We start from the raw sequence: 17,368 nt of genomic DNA on the forward strand, positions 1-17,368 counted from the left end.
CTGGATTCGGCCTCATCAATTCAACGATGGGTTGGCACCAGCGCAGGCCGAGGAAAAACTTAACGTCGTGTCCGGGATTAGTTGACCACTACAGTGTTTTCTATCCTAGTGAGAAGATGAGCCTGCTGGAGAGCGGTAGGGGCCACCTTCTTTTTTGTATCGATTGTTCTCTGCCCTTATTCTCTCTTGAACACGCTCACCATTGCGTTGTGCTTCTCTTTCTGCCTTTGCTGCCTCTTTATTCCGTTTATCAAGCAATGCTTTGGCATCGTTTGCTGCTTTTTGAGCAGCGTCGTTCGCCTCCTTCGCCCGCTTGGCATCTTCTTTAGCCTGGGCTGCTTTTTTTTCTGACTCGACAGCGTTTGCAATCGCTAACTCTCGATCAGCTGCTAGCTGCTTTGCTTGCTGTGCGCCCATCAAACGTTGGGCAAGGTTTGTGTTCTGTGAGGCGACAGTGAACGTGGGGCCTACGTTTAGTCCAGGTTCAAGGTCTGGCGAGTTGGTTTTCTCACGGACAGCGTAAAAATCATTTCCTTTCGTGACTATCTCCAAATTCCTTGTTTCGCCCTCAGGTATTTTTCTAATGGCTTCTTTAAGGGCTGTCGTGAGACGTTCATTTTGTTCGAATACATGTGCGGCAGTACCTGTGAATTGTAGCTGAGTCACGACATCTTCAACTGCCCCCAGCCCCCTCGTAGTAAACCCATCGTCACCCTGTGCGTTGCTGAAAATGCAGACGAGCAATGTGAATACCACTGCATATTGCGAAATCCCATTCATCCTTTTCCCCTGAGTGTTTGCTAGTTTTGCCACGAGGTTGTTGGCACACGATTATGTTTCGTCGATCAACTCTTAGAGGTTAGCGCTCAGGCTTTAGCGGTCAAACGTATCAAACGCCTTCCATGCACAACTTGGCAGAATCTTGCGACGAATCCCCAAAGCAATGCGGCAAAATCCAGCTTTTCACTGGAATTGGTCTAAAGCGCTAACTCAAAAGCCCGTCTTATGACGGCTTGGTCAACGCTCAAGTACGGCTTGCTGTGGTCAAGGCACGCATGCCCAAGGATCATTTGCACCGTTTCAACATCGCCGGTCGCGGCTAGCACTTTGGCCGCCAACGAGCGCCGTCCGCTGTGCGATGAACCCTGCTTTCCTGCCTGCCGGTAGAGTCTGCTGATGGCCTGTTGCAGCGAATCACACGCCCTATAGACCTCCGGCCCCGCGTCCAACATCCGGTGCTTGAACGCCAGTTCAAAGGCCTCACCCTTGTGGGTCATAACCAGCTTTGAACTTGGGCGCATGCCTCGGTACTCATTTGCGCCGGTATAGCCCCAACGGCGACGTAGACGCACCTCAAGCCAGCATTCTAGGGCCTCAAGACATTTCGGATGCGTGAGATAAACGTTCCGGGCACGGCAGCCCTTCGTGATGGACGATGACAGATACACCTCCGGGCGAACAGCGCCGCTCGGATACAGCACATCGGCAATTTCAACCCGAGCAAGCTCGGTTACACGAATCCCAGTGGTGTGGGTGATCCATAATAGGAGAACGTCACGCTCAGGCATGCGGCCAGTGACAGATGCAACGCGAATCAAGTGTTTGATTTGACCAGGGCGAAGGGATGTAGCGCGACGAATGACAGTCAAGCGGGCTCTCTGTCAGGATTAGACGGGAATCGGGATCGATCCTGAGAGAGTCGGTGATAGGCCTCCTGCGAAGCCTAACCCCAATGTTTTCGGCGTGTTCTAGGAAAATGGGGGGGGGGTGACGATATCGTCATCAACGAAGCTCATCGAGAGTGGAATTTCCCTAGAGCCTCAACCACTCTCTCCACCCAAGATCGAAGGACCACATTAGCTGTAACGTAAACATCCCCAGTCCTTTCCCAGAAAAAGCGATTCATTAGACCTCAGGTTTCTTACGGAATAATTCGACCTTTGACTTGATTCTGCTCCCAGCTCCATATGGGACAGCATCATGCCGACTACCGTCTTTCGCTGCTTACTACTCTCGCTGGCTATCGTTCACGGCAGCAGCTATGCCGCCTCGGCTCATGAGCAGGATCAACTCAGCCTTATCCAGCGGCAACTCGACACCATCGAACGCCTTGCGACACGAGCTGAGGCAGCCAGCACTGCTGAACCAGTCGAGCGCTATCGCTTCGACTATCTCCGTCTGTCTAAGGACATCCAACGTATTCGCCAGGGGGTGCAGGGCTATATGTCCCCCTCTCGAGCTCAACCCCGCGATGCTACTGAATTGGTCGGCGATTACCGTCTGGACGCACTGCCCGCGGAGCCGTCGCCATGAGCATGACTGACGCTCAGAGCTCCGCTTTTCAAAACGCCTCCGGCTTTTCGGCGCAAAGCAGTTCGACACTGTGGCTGTCCCTGGTTCTCGTCCTGGCTTTGCTTTGGTGTGCCTGGGTGATGTGGACGGCTTACCGGGGATGGGCGACAGGCAGTGTGCGCTTCGGCGCCTTCGGTGGCAGCACTGCACGCGTGTTGCTCGCGTTGTTGGTTCTGATGTTCTTCACCCTTTCCTAAACCAGGAGATCGCCGTCATGCTCAAGTGCCTTGTCCCCCTGAAAAACAACCTGCGTGATCGTGCGACCCAGCGCTTGATCGGTCTGCTGCTGGTACTCGGTCCAAGCCTGGCTTTTGCCGAACTACCGACTATGGAAGCTCCTTCACGCGGTGAAGGCTCCGGGTTGATCGAGACGATCAAAAACTACGCCTACGACGGCGGCATTCTGCTTGGTCTGCTGATCGCCCTGCTCGCTTTTCTCGGTGTGGCCTGGCACTCACTGACTGTCTATGCCGACGTGCAGAACCAACGCAAGACCTGGAAAGACTTAGGTGCGGTGGTCGGTATCGGTGCTCTGTTGGTGGTGATCATCATCTGGTTCCTGACCAAGGCTGCCGCGATTCTGTGAGGTCGGCATGAACGACACAATCGAACATCTTGCAGACGGCACCTTGGTCTTTCTGCCGGAGCGGCTCAATCGCGATCCTGCCGTATTACGCGGTTTGACCAATGATGAGATGTGGGTAGCGCTTGGCACCGGCGCAATCATTGGCCTGCTCCTGGGCGCTCCTCTGGCGATCGCCACCGCCTCCATTGCCGTAGCGCCGACCAGCATGGTCGCAAGCATGGCGCTGGTGTTATTTGCCGGTGGCACACTACTGCGTCGGGCCAAACGGGCTCGTCCCGAGACCTGGTTGTACCGCAAGCTCGAATGGATACTCGCCAGCCGCTGGCGCCTGGGTCGCGGCAGTCTGATTCTCCACTCCGGCGCCTGGACGGTTCGCCGTTCGCGTCGACTGCGCCCTGCCCTGTCTCGGTGGCAGTCATGAGCCGATTTCGAAACAAGGTCGATGCCCAACAGGCCCACATCTTCAGCCTGCGCCTGGCGGTAATGATCCTTGCCCTGGTCTGTGCCGGGCTCTGGTACGGCTGGCGTTCGGCACCGACTGATCTGACCGTGCATGTACCCCCAGATCTGCGCTCGGGCAGCACGCGCAAGTGGTGGGATATCCCCTCAGAGAATGTCTATGCCTTTGCCCTGTACATCTTTGGCCAGCTCAACCGCTGGCCCTCGGATGGCGAGCAGGATTATCGTCGCGCCATCTATGGCTTGCAGTCCTACCTGACACCCGCCTGCAAGGCCTTCCTCGACGGTGATTATGAGTACCGCAAGGCCGCCGGCGAACTGCGCCAGCGGGTGCGTGGCGTCTACGAAATCCTGGGGCGAGGTTACAGCGAGGATCCGGAACTCAGGGTCAAGCAACTCGACCGCGACAGCTGGTTGGTCAAACTCGACCTCAATGCCGATGAATATTACGCCGCCGAACCGGTGAAACGGGTGGTGGTGCGTTATCCATTACGCGTAGTGCGTTTCGACCAGGATCCCGAGCGCAATAAGTGGGGGCTGGCACTGGATTGTTATCAGGGCACGCCGCAAAAAATCTCCCTGCCTGGAGGTGAGCCATGAAGCGAATTTCTACCCTGGGACTCACCGTCGCACTGATGCTATGGGGAGCTGCAGCGCAGGCCGTCGAGCTGATGCACTGGGAACGCCTACCCCTCGCGGTCCCGCTGGTGATCAATCAGGAACGGGTGGTCTTTGTCGATGAGGCTGTTCGCGTCGGCGTGCCCTCAACTCTGACGGGCAAACTGCGCGTGCAATCAACCGGCGGCACGCTGTACCTGCGCGCATCGGAAGCCATTGCCCCGACCCGACTGCAACTGCAATCGGTCACGACGGGCGAGATTATCCTCCTGGATATCGCGGCCACTCCCGGCGATCAACCGCTGGAGCCCGTACGTATTCTCAAGAATGCTCAGGGGCAAGCTACCGAGGCTGAATCTAGCGCCGTCCCTGTTCCAGAACGCACGCCGATCCCGGTCGCTCTAACGCGCTATGCCGCACAAAGCCTGTACGCACCGCTACGCACCGTAGAGACGCTGCCCGGTGTACGCCGCGTCCCGCTCAAGCTGCGCACCGAACTGCCGACCCTGCTGCCGACCGAAAACGTGTCCAGCACACCCATCGCCGCCTGGCGACTCGGTGATTACTGGGTGACGGCGGTGAAATTGCGCAATCGTGGTTCAGCGACGGTGCAACTCGATCCGCGCCGACTGCAGGCCAAGCTGTTCGCCGCGGCCTTCCAGCATGCGTTCCTAGGGCCTGTCGGCAGTGCTGAAGACACCACGATCGCCTACCTCGTCACTCGCGGTGCCGGCCTCGAACAAGCCGTGCGGCTCCCGCCCGTTACGCGAGGTGCTGACGATGAAAGCTAACGCCTTGCTCAAATGGCTGGTACCGGCTGCGCTACTGGCCGTGGTGTGGATCATCCTGAAAACCTGGGTCACGGGTGGCAGCACGCCCTCTCCAGAGAACCCAGTTGATCAGGGCAACCTTCAGTTATCCGCCGAGCAAGCCAAGTCGCTCGGCATTGCGGGCGACACTCCACGCGACACGGTCGCCACCCTGATCGGCCAGGTGAAGGCCATGCGCAGCGACATGCTCGGTTTGAAGAAACACAACGATTCGCTGCAGACAGAGAACAACCGTCTGCGCGAGCGGGAAAACAGTGTCGACTCACGTATCCAAACCGCCCTTGGTAGCGTGACCCAGCAGGTCGACGAAGGTCACCGACAAGCCAACGAGGCCCGGCTCAAAGCAGAACAAGACAGTCGCCAGGCCCGCGGTCTGCTGACGCAATTGCAGGAACAGCTGTCGGGGCTGACTGGCAAAGGTAAGGACATGCCAATTGGATTGGGGCTTGAGCCGGGCGATGGGGCTCAGTTCGACGGGCAGCATTCTGCCAATGATGCGCTGCAGTGGATTGAACCCTCGGATGCTCTGTCCACCGACGCCCGAGGCAAAACCAAGACCTCCTCCGCACTGAGTTTGCCTACCGCCTTCAACTCACTGGATGGTTTGAAAGATAACGCGATTGATCGCAGCCAGAAACAGCTACGTGCAGTCACCAAGGGTGAGCGGGAGCTGACGCGATCCGTTGATCGTACCGAAGGCGCGAAGCCGGTCTACACCATTCCCGAAAACGCCACGCTGATGGGCTCGGTCGCCATGACCGCGCTGATCGGCCGAGTCCCAGTGGACGGCACAGTGAATGATCCCTACCCCTTCAAAGTGCTGGTCGGACCCGAGAATCTGACGGCCAACGGCATCGACCTGCCGGACGTCGCGGGTGCTGTGATGAGCGGCACGGCGTCCGGTGACTGGACCCTGTCTTGCGTCCGCGGGCAGGTCGAGTCAATCACCTTTGTGTTTACCGATGGCACCATCCGCACGGTGCCGCAACCGAAAGCGGTAGCCAGCCGCACTGCCTCCACTACCCAGAGCTCGAACACTGACAAGATCCGTGGCGGCCTCGGTTACCTGTCCGATCCGTATGGCATTCCGTGCATCGCTGGCGAGCGCCGCTCGAACGCCCAGCAGTACCTCGGCAGCCAGAGCCTGATCACTGCGGCTGGTGCGGGTGTCGCCGCCTTACTCGGGGATGAGCAGAACAACAGCAGTGTGATCAGTTCGGGCGGCAGTACCCTCGGTGTCACCAGCAGCAGTGGCAATAGCGCACTGAATTCAATTCTCAGTAGTGGGGTCAGCGACATCCGCGAGTGGGTCAACAAACTGTATGGCGAAGCCTTTGCTGCCGTGTACGTGCCACCGGCAGCACAAGTCGCCCTGCACCTCGACCATGAGATCACTATCGACTACGAGCCCAAGGGCCGGAGCGTTCGCCATGAAAAAGACCATGCCTCTCTGCCTGACCTGGATTAGCGTGTTCTGCTGGGGCCTGGCGGGGTGTTCCACCGACAAGGAGACGCTTCTGCCCCATGGCGAGCAAACCATGCTGGACATCTGGAACGGCGCCGGTTCGCAAGGCACTCAGCAGCAACTGCTGGATGCTCGGCAGCAGTTACGCCGTCCGCTGGCCCAGCCAGATTTCTCCGTTGCTCTCCAGGAACCGTACACGCGCACAGCGGTGAACGAGATCCACAACTTGTTCCCTCGCCTACCCAATCCCGATCTGGTGCTGTACGTGTATCCGCATTTGAGTGGTACCGAGCAGGCACCGGTCCCGGGCTACTCGACCGTCTTTCCGTTCTACCAACGTGTGCAGTACGCATTACCTGGTGAACGTCAGGAAGACCTGTAGTGCGTACTGGCGATTCGGGCAATCGTACTCCCGCGTGGAAAGCCTGGCGCAACCCATTGCGCCCTCGCGCCACCTTGGCCGATGACGCCGCACTCTATGCGCACAACCCTAGCTTCACCGATCACCTGCCTTGGGTCGAATACCTCGACACCGAGCAGTGTTTTCTGCTGGATGACAATCGCTCGATGGGTGCGGTGTTCGAGTTGCTGCCCATCGGCACCGAAGGGCGCGAACCTGATTGGCTGATGGCAGCTCGTGATGCCCTCGAAGATGCCCTGCAGGACAGTTTCGATGAGCTGGATCAAGCGCCTTGGGTGGCGCAGTTTTTCTGCCAGGACGACAACGACTTCACCCCCTACCTGACTCGGCTCACCGATTATATTCAGGACATCGCGCGAGGCACGGTCTTCACCGAAGCGTACCTGGAACTGACTCGCCGACATCTAAAGGCCATCGCCAAGCCCGGCGGTCTGTTTGAGGATAAGGTGGTGACGCGCCTGCCCTGGCGTGGCAATAACCGACGGGTGCGCCTGGTGATCTATCGCTGGCTTGAGTCTGGCGCTGAGGAGACAGGACTCACCCCGGTGCAATCCCTGCAACAGACTTGCGAACGTATCGCGGCTTCGTTGCAGGCGTGCGGGGTGCAATCGACGCGAGTCGATGGCCGCGGTTTGTATGCCTGGTTGTTGCCCTGGTTCAATCCAGCGCCGAAGCTCACCGATGAAGCGCCCGAGGATTTCTACCGCCGCGTGGCCTATCCGGAGTTGGGCGACGGTGAGTCGCTGGAAATGCCCTTCGATCATGACTTCGCCGAGCGGCTGTTCTTCAATGAGCCGCGTTCGGATGTCCAACGCGGACTCTGGTACTTCGACGGCCAACCCCATCAGGTCATGGTGGTGGACAAGCTGCGCCGGGCACCGTCGATTGGTCAACTCACCGGAGAAACCCGTAAGGGCGATGCAGTCAATGCCCTGTTCGACCAGTTACCTGAAGGCACGGTGATGAGTCTGACCCTGGTGATCAAGCCGCAGGATGTGCTAGAGGATCAGTTGAACCGCCTGGCCCGCAAAGCCATCGGTGAAAACCTGGCCTCGACCCAGACTCGTCAGGATGTCGAAGAGGCTCGCGCGATCATCGGCCGCCAGCACAAGCTGTACCGAGGAACCCTGGCGTTCTACGTACGCGGTCACGATGAACAGCAATTGCACCAGCGCTCGGTCAGCCTGGCCAACGCGCTGTTGGGCGCGGGGCTGCAACCGGTACGTGAAGGCGATGAGGTCGCCGCCTGCAGCAGCTACCTGCGTTGGTTGCCGATGGCTTACAACCCGGCCCGCGACACGCGTAAATGGTACACCCGCCTGATGTTCGCCCAGCACCTGGCGAACCTGGTTCCAGTCTGGGGCCGCAGCACCGGCACCGGCCACCCGGGCATCACCCTGTTCAACCGCGGCGGCTCGCCATTGAGCTTCGACCCATTGTCACGCCTGGATCGGGCCATGAACGGTCATCTGCTGTTGTTCGGCCCCACCGGTGCCGGCAAATCGGCGACCCTGGTCACCCTATTGATGCAGGTCATGGCCGTGTACCGCCCTCGCCTGTTTATCGTCGAGGCCGGAAACTCATTCGGCTTGCAGGGAGACTACTTCGCGACACAGGGCCTGTCGGTCAACAAGGTCCAATTGAAACCTGGCGCCTCGGTCAGTCTCGCCCCGTTCGCCGATGCTTGGCGCCTGGTCGAACAGCCGGATCAGGTGGCGAGTCTGTCGATCGATGAGCTGGACGATGAGGTGGTAACCAGTCGCGAAGACCAGCGCGATGTTCTCGGCGAACTGGAAATCACCGCCCGGCTGATGATCACTGGCGGCGAGGCCAAGGAAGAAGTCCGCCTGAGCCGAGCCGATCGCAGCCTGATCCGCGAGTGCATTCTGGATGCGGCGCAGACGTGTGTCGCGGCTGGCCGCCAGGTACTCACCCGCGACGTGCGCGACGCTTTACTGCACGTCGCCGCCGACATGCACTTACCGGAGAAACGTCGCGAGCGTGCCCAGGAAATGGGCGAGTCCATCGACCTGTTTTGCCAGGGTTTCGAGGGTGAACTGTTCGATCGCGAGGGCACGCCTTGGCCCGAGAGCGATGTGACCATTGTCGATCTGGCCACTTACGCTCGCGAAGGCTACGAGGCACAGATGTCCATCAGCTACATCAGCCTAATGAACACCGTGAATAACCTTGCCGAACGCGACCAGTACCTGGGGAGGCCGATCATCATGGTCACCGACGAGGGCCATATCATCACCAAAAACCCGCTGCTGGCGCCATTCGTGGTCAAGGGGACGAAGATGTGGCGCAAGCTCGGCGCTTGGTTCTGGCTGGCGACGCAAAACCTTGCCGACTTTCCCACGGCTGCGCAGACCATGCTCAACATGATCGAATGGTGGATTTGTTTGAACATGCCGCCCGCGGAGATTGAGGAAATCGCGCGCTTCAAGAAGCTCACACCGGCGCAAAAAGCCCTGTTGCTGTCCGCCAGCAAAGAACCCGGTAAATACACCGAAGGGGTGGTGCTGTCGAAGAAGCTCGAGACGCTGTTTCGAGCCGTGCCACCCAGTCTTTATCTCGCCTTAGCCATGACGGAGCACGAGGAAAAAGCCGAGCGCTGGACACTGATGCAGGAGCACGGCTGCTCGGAGTTGGAAGCGACTTACCGGGTAGCTGAGCGGATCGATAGAGCGCGAGGAATAGAACCAACATAAAAATAGCTATTCAGGTATCGCGCGCCCAGAGAGTGAGCTGCGAAATTGCATCGCCCGCGCGGAGCTACTTTAAATCAAGTTTATTTCTGTCAGTTTCAACACCACTTTCTATTGTTAATGATGCGACCCTGGCTGCGACCTTGCTTTAGCAGCCTTTTTCACTTCCGACTCCAAACTGTTTATCAGATAACTCAAATCATGCTTCGATATACGTTTCGGTCTGACCATACGCTCTGGATCATTAATGCGTGCTTTTGTTTTATCCGAAAGCGCACTATCTAGACAATTGGCAAAGTCCATTTCATCGTCGAATATAGCTTCTACTTTTCGAGCCTCATCATGAATCACAAGTGCCCTCAGAGGACAGCTCTTAATGGCTTTTAACAATCCATCATCAAGCGTAGTTACAACAGGAATCATGAACTGATTGCCCTTTTTTTCTGTCATAAGCGTTTCGCAATGTCGAAACATATAGAGGTCCCACGCAAGCGCGGAAATCCTGTCATTCGAATCTCCGTTTGGGTTCCGCAACGCGGGCTCGTCAAAGATGGGCATTCTACTTTGCTTATCAGCGAATCCGCTCAGAGCCTTCCATCCAAAATAAAGCTCTTTTAGGGGCATGAGGTCAAAATTATCAAGACAGAAATCCACCAAGCAGCGAATACCGTCATCCACGCCTTGGCCATTCCAGCACTCCAGCATCGCGCGTAACATTATTGACTGCATCATGTCTCGCCGCTGGATACAGGCCCATGCCTCCCCATTGGTCAAGAATGCATCCCACATTTCCTCGGCTGCTGGTATGTAGTCCTTAATCTGTTCGGCATGCCCTTTCAGCGCCCTATCCCTAACCTCGGGGAGGTGCATCATGGCATCAAACATCTTTGCTGCTGCAACCTTCTGGTACGGCCATGGATTATTAGGCTTTACAACTTCACGTAGGTTTTCCAGTGTCGCAAACGTCCAATCAAAACCACGTCCGCTTTGATCTTCAATGAACTGCAAGGTCGCCCTCACCTTTTCGCGGTGTTTCGACTTTTCATGACGAAAAAAACCAGGTAACTCAGTAAGAAAATTTGTATCGAGTAGTGAGAAAAATGGAAACTCCAAGGGGGCACTACCGTTCCTCATCTGCCTCTCGATAGCATCGGAAAATGCAAAAATGCCCTTTCCCGCAAACAGAGGAGCCACAGGCACATTTGGATTATCTGACCTGCCCAGAGCCTGCAATGGAACCCCTCCCTCATCGCTCGCGAACAACACACGAATGCCCGAGAACGCTTCACGATCAGAAGCGACGATGTCTGCGAGAGAATCACCTGGTGAGCGAAGTAGAATGGCAGTCTTCACACGTAGCATCTTTTTCATTTCTTGACGCAGATCGAGTTTGTTCACCATCGTGATGTGCCCTCTTAAAGATATGCTGATGCGGTTGCCGACGCAGAAAATGAGAGCGATCGGTGGGTTGCTGCCACATATCTGGGTTCCGTTGCGCAACCTGATGCCCGCTCGCTTTCGTCGAGAGCCGCGCGAGTTGCAGAGCAAACATCGGGAAAAGCGCTGCACCTAAAAACCACAAGTGACTCAGGACTGTAACCTGCTGGTCTGTGCCAATGCGATAGGCCAGGCTAAATGCAAACGTGTGATCAAGTTGATACAGGTATCCGTGTGTCGCGCTGAAGACGCTGCTGAATCCTCAACAGGAATCCGGCTTCAAAAGCATCTTGGCAGTCACCGGCAGGAAGGGTCTTGCGTATTTGCGCCAGCTCCCACCACAGTGGTATCTCGCCGCGCGTATCGAGCCAAGCCTGAGCGCATTGCACGCCACGTTCGATCATTGGGGCAAATTCGCTGCCCCAAGGTGTCAGAAGACTTGGGCAACCATCCGCCGCAGGAATTGAGATGTAGTTTTCGTCCATACACACCCTAGATTTCTGATTTATTGTTAAACGCAGAGTCCAGCCTCGAAAATCTTAACGACACCAAATGAACGCTCGATAACAGGCATGAGCATCAAATGGCCTAAATCAATGCCAATGTAGACTATATCCCGTGGATTGAGAGTCCCTCAAGGCGCAATTTGCGCGCATGACTCAAGACTACGAACAGCTTCGTCTGCAACTGGCGGAAAACATCCGCCTGATGCGACGCGTGAAAAACCTTACCCAAGAGCAATTGGCGCTCATGGCCGAGGTGGATCGCACGTACGTCAGTCAAATCGAACGATGCACGGGCAATCCGTCGCTGTTGGTCCTGTGCAAGCTTGCCAATATTTTCGAAATCACCGCAGATCAGCTACTTGTAGAGCCCGATATCCTGCGCAGCGCCCTTCACGTCAAATAATAGTCTCACGTCCCGCAAATCCGATAGACCCGCCTTCATAATTTCCACTGACAGTCTTCAGTCCCTCGCCGAAGCTGCCCAGGCCATCCACCAAGAGCCTGGATCATGCCTGTTGCCTGCTCGTCAATCCCGCCCACAAAGCTACGGCCCTTGGCGCTAAGCGTCCTGCTGGCGTGCGGCCCAAGCGTGGCGCTGGACACCGGCAGCATCACGTCCTCCGTGCTTTCGCCAAACTGTCTCGAATACAGGGTCGTCGGCATTTGTTTCTGGCTCCTCTGCACGCCCTTCGGCTGCACAGTCAAAACCTCGACCAAGGTTCGTCATTTCATTCCTGAGCTGGTGGTCTCGAGCTACGCCACCACCGGCAATAACCCCTGGACCGAGATGGCCACACTCTCCGCTCCCATCAGCGGTGCGGAAGGTGGCGGCAACCTGATCACGCCGAACACCCTCCGTGACAACCTGACGCGCGTCAAAAACGTTGATGGTCTCGGTCACCCCGGTGGCTGGGCCGCAACACAACTGGCCTCTCAATCCGGTTACGCCTGCGCCAGCGACGCGACTGCGTTCATGCCCTACTTCCTGAGCACCCTGGACTCGCTGGCTTGGCGCCATGGCATACCGGAAAGTTTTTACCCTGAGTCGCTCATGCCGGGGATCCGTGAAGTCGGTCGTCAGGCCTCGGGAAACATGTGGGGCAACGTCTATCCCCGTCAGGGTTTTCTGGTACAGCCTGACGACTTCAAGGCCGCCGCAGTCATGGCGCAACGGGCCGGCGATGTCATCACACGTAACGGGCAACCGCATGTGTATGTACCGCTCACGCCGGCCAAACGCGACGGTTACTGGCCGCCGGGCCCAATCATTGAAAACGACGCCTCGACCCACAAATGGCAATTGCTCTACCCTCAGGTTCAACCCACGTGCGCCATCTTCCCCAGCGATCCCGTACAGAGCGCGGATAGCGGCTACGCCTGGTCGCTATGGCGTCCCTATAGCTGCTGCAAACGTGAGGGGCAGAGCTTTCTGTTCAGCATCGACTTTGAAGGAGGTGCTTCATGAATCGGCTTCGCGCGCGATCATGGTTGGGCGTGGTGAGTCTGTTGCTCTGCGGACTGCTCGCCATGGCCACGCATGCCCGCGCCGCCGAGGGCGACTACCGCCTGGGCACTCAAGGCGAAGTGCTCGATGACCGAGTGATGTACACCATCGGTGGCGGCTCTGCAGTGGGCTCACCGAGCTCGCTCTACCGACCCAGCGGTCTCGGCGTCGGCGGGTCCTGGCGAGCAAACATGATGTGCGGAAACATGAGCCTCACCAATACCCTTCAAAACCAGCTGAATGGTGCCACCGAAGGTTTCCAGCAGATCATGGGCAGCGTCGTGCAGAACGCGACCCAGGCGGTGATGTCGCTGCCAGCATTGATCATCCAACGCGCCAACCCCGGCCTCTACGAGTTACTCAGTAACGGGGTGATGCAGGGCCGGATCGACTTCGATCGTTCCAAGCTGACCTGCCAGGCCATGGCTGAGAAGATGGCGGACAAGGTCGGTCAAGCCGGCTGGGGCGCGTTGGCCAAGAACCAGGAGATGCAAGGCAATCTGGAGCAAACCGGCGGTGATGCGGTGGCCGTGGTAAAAAATACCGAGACCCATAACGGTAACAATGGGGTGTCCTGGGTCGGCGGTTCGAAGGCTGGAGGTAGCGGGCAGACACCCATCCGGGTGACCTCCGACGTAGTGCGCGCAGGCTACAACCTGCTGCATAACCGCTCGGTGGATGACAGTGCCTCGATCAGTAGCAGTGATTGCCTGGGTGGGACTATTTGCCAGGCCTGGGCTTCGCCCCAGGAAGAATCCGAATGGGCCGTTCGCGTGTTGGGCGAGAGCGAAGTCGCGACCTGCGACAGCTGCGAAACCTTGCGTGCGACCGCCGGCAGCGGGCTGACGCCGCTGATCCAGGAGGCCTACAGCGAACGCCTCAAGGCCTTGCAAGGGTTGCTGTCCGGCTCTCTGCCGCTTACTTCTGACAACCTGGCTAAAGCCTCCAGTTCAATGCTGCCGGTGACCCGTGGCGTGATCGAAGCCCTGCGCGACGATCCTGATCAGGAACTCCTGGCGCGGCGCCTGGCCAGTGAGACGGCCCTGTCCAGCGTGCTCGACAAGGCCCTCCTGCTACTGCGCACGCTGCTGGCGGGCAGTCATGAACCGAACATCGCTTCCGCCGAGCCGGCACAGATCGCCTTGACGAAAAACATCGATGCTCTCGAACGCGAAATACGCCTGCTACAAACCGAGCTGCAGGTCCGGCAGATGCTGGCCACCAATACCGCCAGTCTGGTGCTCGATCGGCATGCCGGTGGTGCCGATGCTTCGCGTACCGTCGAGCAAGGCGACCCCGAGCCCAGTCGACTCAATGATGCTGACGCCAGGCGCAAGTGAGCCATGAAACGCTCACTGCTACTCACTTTGCTTTCGAGTCTGGGAATTGCCGCGGTGATGGTCCTGACCGCCGCACTGGTCGCTTGGATCGGCCGCACTGCGCTGGGCAGCTTCGAGGCCTGGCAGCAGGCATTCGAATCCGTACGGCCCTATCTGCGGTGGTGGCGTGCCCTGCTCTACGGCGCCCTCTTTACGCTCTGGTGGGATCTGTTTCGGCGCTACCGACATCTACCACAGGATCGACTGCGCGTGAAGCGCATCGGGACATTAGGGCTCGTGCTATTGACCGTCGTCGAGGTCACCCGACTGTGAGGCCACTACCATGCTCATGAGTACCAACAGCTACCTGGAGTTTTACCTCTCCCTGCTGGCCTGGATCATCAATAACGGTCTCTGGAGTGTATTGTCCGATACTGGGCTGTTCGCCGCGCCCTTCGGCGCGATCATCCTCCAAGAATGGCTGTCGGCCCGTCAGCAAGGCGCGGATGAAGGTAACAAGGGACTGCTCTCGGTGCCGCGGATCGAAAACCGGCTGTGGCTGGCCTACATCGTCGTGTTGTTTGGCTGCGCGCCGGTCTTTCCGCTGAGCCTCGCCTCAATGGCGTTCGATGATGCGGCGAGCCAGCGCTGCGGTGTCAGTGTGGCCAAGCCAGCGGAAACGGCTTGGGGTGCCACCTTCAATACCATCGGCGAACGCTCCGCCACCGTGCCGATCTGGTGGTTTCTTGTGCATGCCTTGAGCAAAGGCGTGACCTCCGCGGCCACAGCGTCCATCCCCTGCGCACCGGATATCCGGCAGATGCGCATGGAGATCGACAGTTCGCGCATCGACAGTCAGGTCCTGCTGCAGGAAGTCGCCGACTTCACCCGCGACTGCTATGGCTATTCCCGTTCTCGGTTGTTCACCAACCGTCCGCAGCTGGACAAGGCACAAAGTCACGACACGTCCTGGATCGGCTCAAGCTATTTGCTCGACACACCTGGCTACTACGACACGGATCGTTCACGCACACCGCGAGTCAGCTGGCCGTATGACGAAAGCCGCGATGTGTCCTTACCTAGGCTGGAGAATGGCGCGGGCTACCCCACCTGCAAGCAGTGGTGGAGTGATAGCGGTGTTGGGTTGCGCGAGCGCTTGATCCAGCAGGTCGATCCTTCGCTGCTGACTCAGCTGAAAGGTTGGTTGACTGGTCGTTCGAGCAACGAGATCGAGGATGCCACCCTGCGTGAGCTGGTCAGCCCGCGCCAGCAATCGATGTCCATGTCGCCCGGACAGGTGTACCAGGACTATGGCTCCAGCGCCCGCGGCGGCTCGATCAATCAGGGGCTCAATAACCTGGCTACCAACACCGGGCTGGTCCTCGGCTCCTTCAGCAACTTCCCGGCAATGAATGCACTACGCGCCGCCCTGCCGATGGTGCAGGCTTTCCTGATCATGGGCGTCATCATCAGCTTGCCACTGATTCTGCTGGTCAGTACCTACCAGTTGAAGACCGTCATGACGGTGACGTTCGCGCTGTTCACGCTGCACATGCTGAGTTTCTGGTGGGAGCTGGCCCGCTGGGTCGACTCCAGCATGCTCGACACCTTGTACAACCAAGTTTCGGCTTCCAATCAGGTGCTGTTGTCGCTGCCCACATCCGGGTTTATGGATGGGACTGTCACCGCGCAGGTGATCGAGTACGTGATGGGGGCGATGTTCATCGTGCTGCCGATGGTTTTTCTAGCCACCATGAGTTGGGCCGGATATAGCGTAGGTTCAGGCGTAGAAGGAATGCTCAGCAGGGGAACCCACGCAGCACAGACAGCGAGCTCTAACGGAACCTCTCAGTTGATGAGCGGTGCAAGAATTGTTTCGGGTAAATCGAGCTCAAAATAACCAAGAGGCTACTTCAGAGAACCCCATTTATCGTACCGCTCAGGCCAAGATGTTCTATGCATTGGATCATCGAGATCGTCAATACCTGGAGTGTCTGAATCTTGAATTGGGATAGCTGCTAATACGACGATTGTGCACATCAGCACAAACAACCAGAAGCTAACAAAAAGAAATGCTCCGAGCAGAGCCAACTTGGCAGTCAGAAAACTCCCGCGAACAAGTAATTTACCTACGGGCATACCTGCCGTCACCGCACGCTCAGCCACGTGGGACTCAAACGCTTTCAACCTACGGTAACCGCGCTTTACCGACATGCCACAGGTGTACGCCCAGCGGTGGGCACGTGAATTCCGAACAGGTTGCTGAGTCGGCATGGTCTCGCCCTCTTCTGAGCGTTTTCATGATTGAAACAGGAGTAACAGCCTACTACTGAAAACCATCCGTGCCTGACCGTTTATCAGTTTGCCCAGCCTAAAAATCTTCACTGGAAGACAGAAGACAACCCTCTTGAAACAGCTTCTCTACAGTGATTGACCCACAAAAATCGGTCGGCTAGATACAAGGTACGGATCGCTGTTATCGACAGCACCCTGCCCAGGTAGCCAGAGCCTTCAAGGCTACGTCACTTCGGTGATGGTTCTCCCCAAGTGCGATTAGCGTTCGGTAGCTCGCACGGTGACCGTTTCTACGGTGATGAACGCCTATTGCCCTCCTGAGTGCCTTTCGAGCTCTGCTCGTGAGGTAAGCCCTCTTGATTTTCTTCAACCCACTGCGGGGAAATCCCTCCCCGCACGGGACAGGTTTCTTCGCGTTTTCAACGGAGACATACCATGCCCGACTCACTGACACCGGAAACACTGAACACCCTCCGGTGGCCCATTGTGTTCACCCCTGGCGCGTGGCAACGCGCAGTCCTGCTCGAGCGTTCCGATCACGCTGAGAAGCTGCAGGTCGATCGGCTGAGCCAGGTATTGCGCGCAGCCTTCGAGGCTCATCGGGCCTCTCCACACGAGCCCTATGTGCTGTTCGAGGTAGTCCACATTCAACCAACCGATCACTTAGACCACGACCCGTTGCTGCAACTGAGCCTCAGCCTGCTCCAAGAACCGGGGCAGCCTGGCGCCTTGCTGATAGCGCTTGCAGAAGAGGCCAACGCTAAACGCACATAACCGTACTCGGCGCTCAAATCCACATTCGGCCAGCATGCAAGCCCTGCATCAATCCAACCCATCACCCAAACGGGGAACCCTCCCCCGACGG

Annotated in this window: 20 protein-coding genes; 15 read left to right on the forward strand and 5 right to left on the reverse strand. The window is 57.7% G+C overall.

What is annotated here, in order from left to right; genetic code table 11:
• Positions 1 to 105: 105 nt before the first annotated feature.
• Together QF010_RS31910 and QF010_RS31915 are read right to left on the reverse strand one after the other, a co-directional pair.
• On the reverse strand, positions 106 to 780 hold the full coding sequence (locus tag QF010_RS31910; protein ID WP_429534653.1) for a hypothetical protein: 675 nt from the start codon (positions 778 to 780) through the stop codon (positions 106 to 108).
• Between the two features lie 197 nt (positions 781 to 977).
• Positions 978 to 1,649 (reverse strand): tyrosine-type recombinase/integrase, encoded by a 672-nt coding sequence (locus QF010_RS31915; protein ID WP_429534654.1) that lies wholly within the window; start codon positions 1,647 to 1,649, stop codon positions 978 to 980.
• Positions 1,650 to 1,980: 331 nt separating this feature from the next.
• Between QF010_RS31915 and QF010_RS31920 the strand changes: the two genes are divergently transcribed.
• Genes QF010_RS31920 through QF010_RS31960 form a run of 9 tightly spaced genes read left to right on the forward strand, consistent with a single transcriptional unit; the run spans position 1,981 to position 9,445 of the window.
• Positions 1,981 to 2,313, forward strand: a complete 333-nt coding sequence (locus tag QF010_RS31920) for an integrative conjugative element protein, RAQPRD family (RefSeq protein WP_069551358.1) — start codon at positions 1,981 to 1,983, stop codon at positions 2,311 to 2,313.
• The gene (locus QF010_RS31925; protein WP_122513574.1) at positions 2,310 to 2,549 is read left to right on the forward strand and encodes a TIGR03758 family integrating conjugative element protein; all 240 of its coding nucleotides are present in this window, start codon (positions 2,310 to 2,312) and stop codon (positions 2,547 to 2,549) included. The genes QF010_RS31920 and QF010_RS31925 overlap by 4 nt, the downstream gene beginning before the upstream one ends.
• 17 nt (positions 2,550 to 2,566) lie before the next feature.
• Positions 2,567 to 2,938: a TIGR03745 family integrating conjugative element membrane protein gene (locus QF010_RS31930; protein WP_122419352.1), complete on the forward strand. Its 372-nt coding sequence runs from the start codon at positions 2,567 to 2,569 to the stop codon at positions 2,936 to 2,938.
• Positions 2,939 to 2,945: 7 nt separating this feature from the next.
• A complete protein-coding gene (locus QF010_RS31935) occupies positions 2,946 to 3,359 on the forward strand; it encodes a TIGR03750 family conjugal transfer protein (RefSeq protein ID WP_429534655.1) in 414 nt (137 codons plus the stop codon).
• Positions 3,356 to 3,997 (forward strand): PFL_4703 family integrating conjugative element protein, encoded by a 642-nt coding sequence (locus tag QF010_RS31940; protein WP_429534656.1) that lies wholly within the window; start codon positions 3,356 to 3,358, stop codon positions 3,995 to 3,997. The genes QF010_RS31935 and QF010_RS31940 overlap by 4 nt, the downstream gene beginning before the upstream one ends.
• A complete protein-coding gene (locus QF010_RS31945; RefSeq protein ID WP_429534657.1) occupies positions 3,994 to 4,806 on the forward strand; it encodes a TIGR03749 family integrating conjugative element protein in 813 nt (270 codons plus the stop codon). Before QF010_RS31940 ends, QF010_RS31945 begins: the two co-directional genes overlap by 4 nt.
• Positions 4,796 to 6,313, forward strand: a complete 1,518-nt coding sequence (locus QF010_RS31950; protein ID WP_429534658.1) for a TIGR03752 family integrating conjugative element protein — start codon at positions 4,796 to 4,798, stop codon at positions 6,311 to 6,313. The genes QF010_RS31945 and QF010_RS31950 overlap by 11 nt, the downstream gene beginning before the upstream one ends.
• Positions 6,276 to 6,692: a TIGR03751 family conjugal transfer lipoprotein gene (locus QF010_RS31955; RefSeq protein ID WP_429534659.1), complete on the forward strand. Its 417-nt coding sequence runs from the start codon at positions 6,276 to 6,278 to the stop codon at positions 6,690 to 6,692. Before QF010_RS31950 ends, QF010_RS31955 begins: the two co-directional genes overlap by 38 nt.
• Positions 6,692 to 9,445 (forward strand): conjugative transfer ATPase, encoded by a 2,754-nt coding sequence (locus QF010_RS31960; protein WP_429534660.1) that lies wholly within the window; start codon positions 6,692 to 6,694, stop codon positions 9,443 to 9,445. The genes QF010_RS31955 and QF010_RS31960 overlap by 1 nt, the downstream gene beginning before the upstream one ends.
• A gap of 114 nt (positions 9,446 to 9,559) precedes the next feature.
• Here QF010_RS31960 and QF010_RS31965 read toward each other — a convergent pair whose 3' ends face one another.
• Both QF010_RS31965 and QF010_RS31970 read right to left on the reverse strand, forming a co-directional pair.
• The gene (locus QF010_RS31965) at positions 9,560 to 10,843 is read right to left on the reverse strand and encodes a hypothetical protein (protein ID WP_429534661.1); all 1,284 of its coding nucleotides are present in this window, start codon (positions 10,841 to 10,843) and stop codon (positions 9,560 to 9,562) included.
• A 248-nt stretch (positions 10,844 to 11,091) separates the two neighbouring features.
• Entirely contained in the window at positions 11,092 to 11,364 is a 273-nt protein-coding gene (locus QF010_RS31970; protein WP_429534662.1) for a LasR-specific antiactivator QslA, read from the reverse strand.
• 169 nt (positions 11,365 to 11,533) lie between these two features.
• Here QF010_RS31970 and QF010_RS31975 point away from each other — a divergent pair, with 169 nt between their 5' ends.
• From QF010_RS31975 to QF010_RS31995, 5 genes are all read left to right on the forward strand, one after another.
• Positions 11,534 to 11,788, forward strand: coding sequence for a helix-turn-helix domain-containing protein (locus QF010_RS31975; protein ID WP_003174132.1), 255 nt, complete (start codon positions 11,534 to 11,536; stop codon positions 11,786 to 11,788).
• Positions 11,789 to 11,893: 105 nt separating this feature from the next.
• Positions 11,894 to 12,850 carry a TIGR03756 family integrating conjugative element protein gene (locus tag QF010_RS31980; protein ID WP_429534663.1) on the forward strand — a complete coding sequence of 319 codons (957 nt, stop codon included), beginning with the start codon at positions 11,894 to 11,896 and terminating at the stop codon, positions 12,848 to 12,850.
• Positions 12,847 to 14,229 carry an integrating conjugative element protein gene (locus tag QF010_RS31985; RefSeq protein ID WP_429534664.1) on the forward strand — a complete coding sequence of 461 codons (1,383 nt, stop codon included), beginning with the start codon at positions 12,847 to 12,849 and terminating at the stop codon, positions 14,227 to 14,229. The genes QF010_RS31980 and QF010_RS31985 overlap by 4 nt, the downstream gene beginning before the upstream one ends.
• A gap of 3 nt (positions 14,230 to 14,232) precedes the next feature.
• Positions 14,233 to 14,541 (forward strand): hypothetical protein, encoded by a 309-nt coding sequence (locus QF010_RS31990; RefSeq protein WP_429534665.1) that lies wholly within the window; start codon positions 14,233 to 14,235, stop codon positions 14,539 to 14,541.
• 10 nt (positions 14,542 to 14,551) lie between these two features.
• Positions 14,552 to 16,108, forward strand: a complete 1,557-nt coding sequence (locus QF010_RS31995; RefSeq protein ID WP_429534666.1) for a conjugal transfer protein TraG N-terminal domain-containing protein — start codon at positions 14,552 to 14,554, stop codon at positions 16,106 to 16,108.
• An 8-nt stretch (positions 16,109 to 16,116) separates the two neighbouring features.
• On the opposite strand, the gene QF010_RS32000 is transcribed toward QF010_RS31995, so the two are convergent.
• Entirely contained in the window at positions 16,117 to 16,482 is a 366-nt protein-coding gene (locus tag QF010_RS32000; RefSeq protein WP_429534667.1) for a DUF3742 family protein, read from the reverse strand.
• Positions 16,483 to 16,938: 456 nt separating this feature from the next.
• On the opposite strand from QF010_RS32000, the gene QF010_RS32005 reads away from it, so the two are divergent.
• Positions 16,939 to 17,277, forward strand: coding sequence for a hypothetical protein (locus tag QF010_RS32005; protein ID WP_429534668.1), 339 nt, complete (start codon positions 16,939 to 16,941; stop codon positions 17,275 to 17,277).
• Positions 17,278 to 17,368 lie beyond the last annotated feature (91 nt).

This window comes from Pseudomonas silensiensis (genome assembly GCF_050434865.1).
Taxonomy (GTDB): Bacteria; Pseudomonadota; Gammaproteobacteria; order Pseudomonadales; family Pseudomonadaceae; genus Aquipseudomonas; species Aquipseudomonas fluorescens_W.

What these genes read in the sequence shown, in the direction of transcription:
- QF010_RS31910 (WP_429534653.1), bottom strand. Translation starts at nt 780, where the DNA reads ATGAATGGGATTTCGCAATATGCAGTGGTATTCACATTGCTCGTCTGC.
- QF010_RS31920 (WP_069551358.1), top strand. Translation starts at nt 1,981, where the DNA reads ATGCCGACTACCGTCTTTCGCTGCTTACTACTCTCGCTGGCTATCGTT.
- QF010_RS31925 (WP_122513574.1), top strand. Translation starts at nt 2,310, where the DNA reads ATGAGCATGACTGACGCTCAGAGCTCCGCTTTTCAAAACGCCTCCGGC.
- QF010_RS31930 (WP_122419352.1), top strand. Translation starts at nt 2,567, where the DNA reads ATGCTCAAGTGCCTTGTCCCCCTGAAAAACAACCTGCGTGATCGTGCG.
- QF010_RS31935 (WP_429534655.1), top strand. Translation starts at nt 2,946, where the DNA reads ATGAACGACACAATCGAACATCTTGCAGACGGCACCTTGGTCTTTCTG.
- QF010_RS31940 (WP_429534656.1), top strand. Translation starts at nt 3,356, where the DNA reads ATGAGCCGATTTCGAAACAAGGTCGATGCCCAACAGGCCCACATCTTC.
- QF010_RS31945 (WP_429534657.1), top strand. Translation starts at nt 3,994, where the DNA reads ATGAAGCGAATTTCTACCCTGGGACTCACCGTCGCACTGATGCTATGG.
- QF010_RS31950 (WP_429534658.1), top strand. Translation starts at nt 4,796, where the DNA reads ATGAAAGCTAACGCCTTGCTCAAATGGCTGGTACCGGCTGCGCTACTG.
- QF010_RS31955 (WP_429534659.1), top strand. Translation starts at nt 6,276, where the DNA reads ATGAAAAAGACCATGCCTCTCTGCCTGACCTGGATTAGCGTGTTCTGC.
- QF010_RS31965 (WP_429534661.1), bottom strand. Translation starts at nt 10,843, where the DNA reads ATGGTGAACAAACTCGATCTGCGTCAAGAAATGAAAAAGATGCTACGT.
- QF010_RS31970 (WP_429534662.1), bottom strand. Translation starts at nt 11,364, where the DNA reads ATGGACGAAAACTACATCTCAATTCCTGCGGCGGATGGTTGCCCAAGT.
- QF010_RS31975 (WP_003174132.1), top strand. Translation starts at nt 11,534, where the DNA reads ATGACTCAAGACTACGAACAGCTTCGTCTGCAACTGGCGGAAAACATC.
- QF010_RS31980 (WP_429534663.1), top strand. Translation starts at nt 11,894, where the DNA reads ATGCCTGTTGCCTGCTCGTCAATCCCGCCCACAAAGCTACGGCCCTTG.
- QF010_RS31985 (WP_429534664.1), top strand. Translation starts at nt 12,847, where the DNA reads ATGAATCGGCTTCGCGCGCGATCATGGTTGGGCGTGGTGAGTCTGTTG.
- QF010_RS31990 (WP_429534665.1), top strand. Translation starts at nt 14,233, where the DNA reads ATGAAACGCTCACTGCTACTCACTTTGCTTTCGAGTCTGGGAATTGCC.
- QF010_RS31995 (WP_429534666.1), top strand. Translation starts at nt 14,552, where the DNA reads ATGCTCATGAGTACCAACAGCTACCTGGAGTTTTACCTCTCCCTGCTG.
- QF010_RS32000 (WP_429534667.1), bottom strand. Translation starts at nt 16,482, where the DNA reads ATGCCGACTCAGCAACCTGTTCGGAATTCACGTGCCCACCGCTGGGCG.
- QF010_RS32005 (WP_429534668.1), top strand. Translation starts at nt 16,939, where the DNA reads ATGCCCGACTCACTGACACCGGAAACACTGAACACCCTCCGGTGGCCC.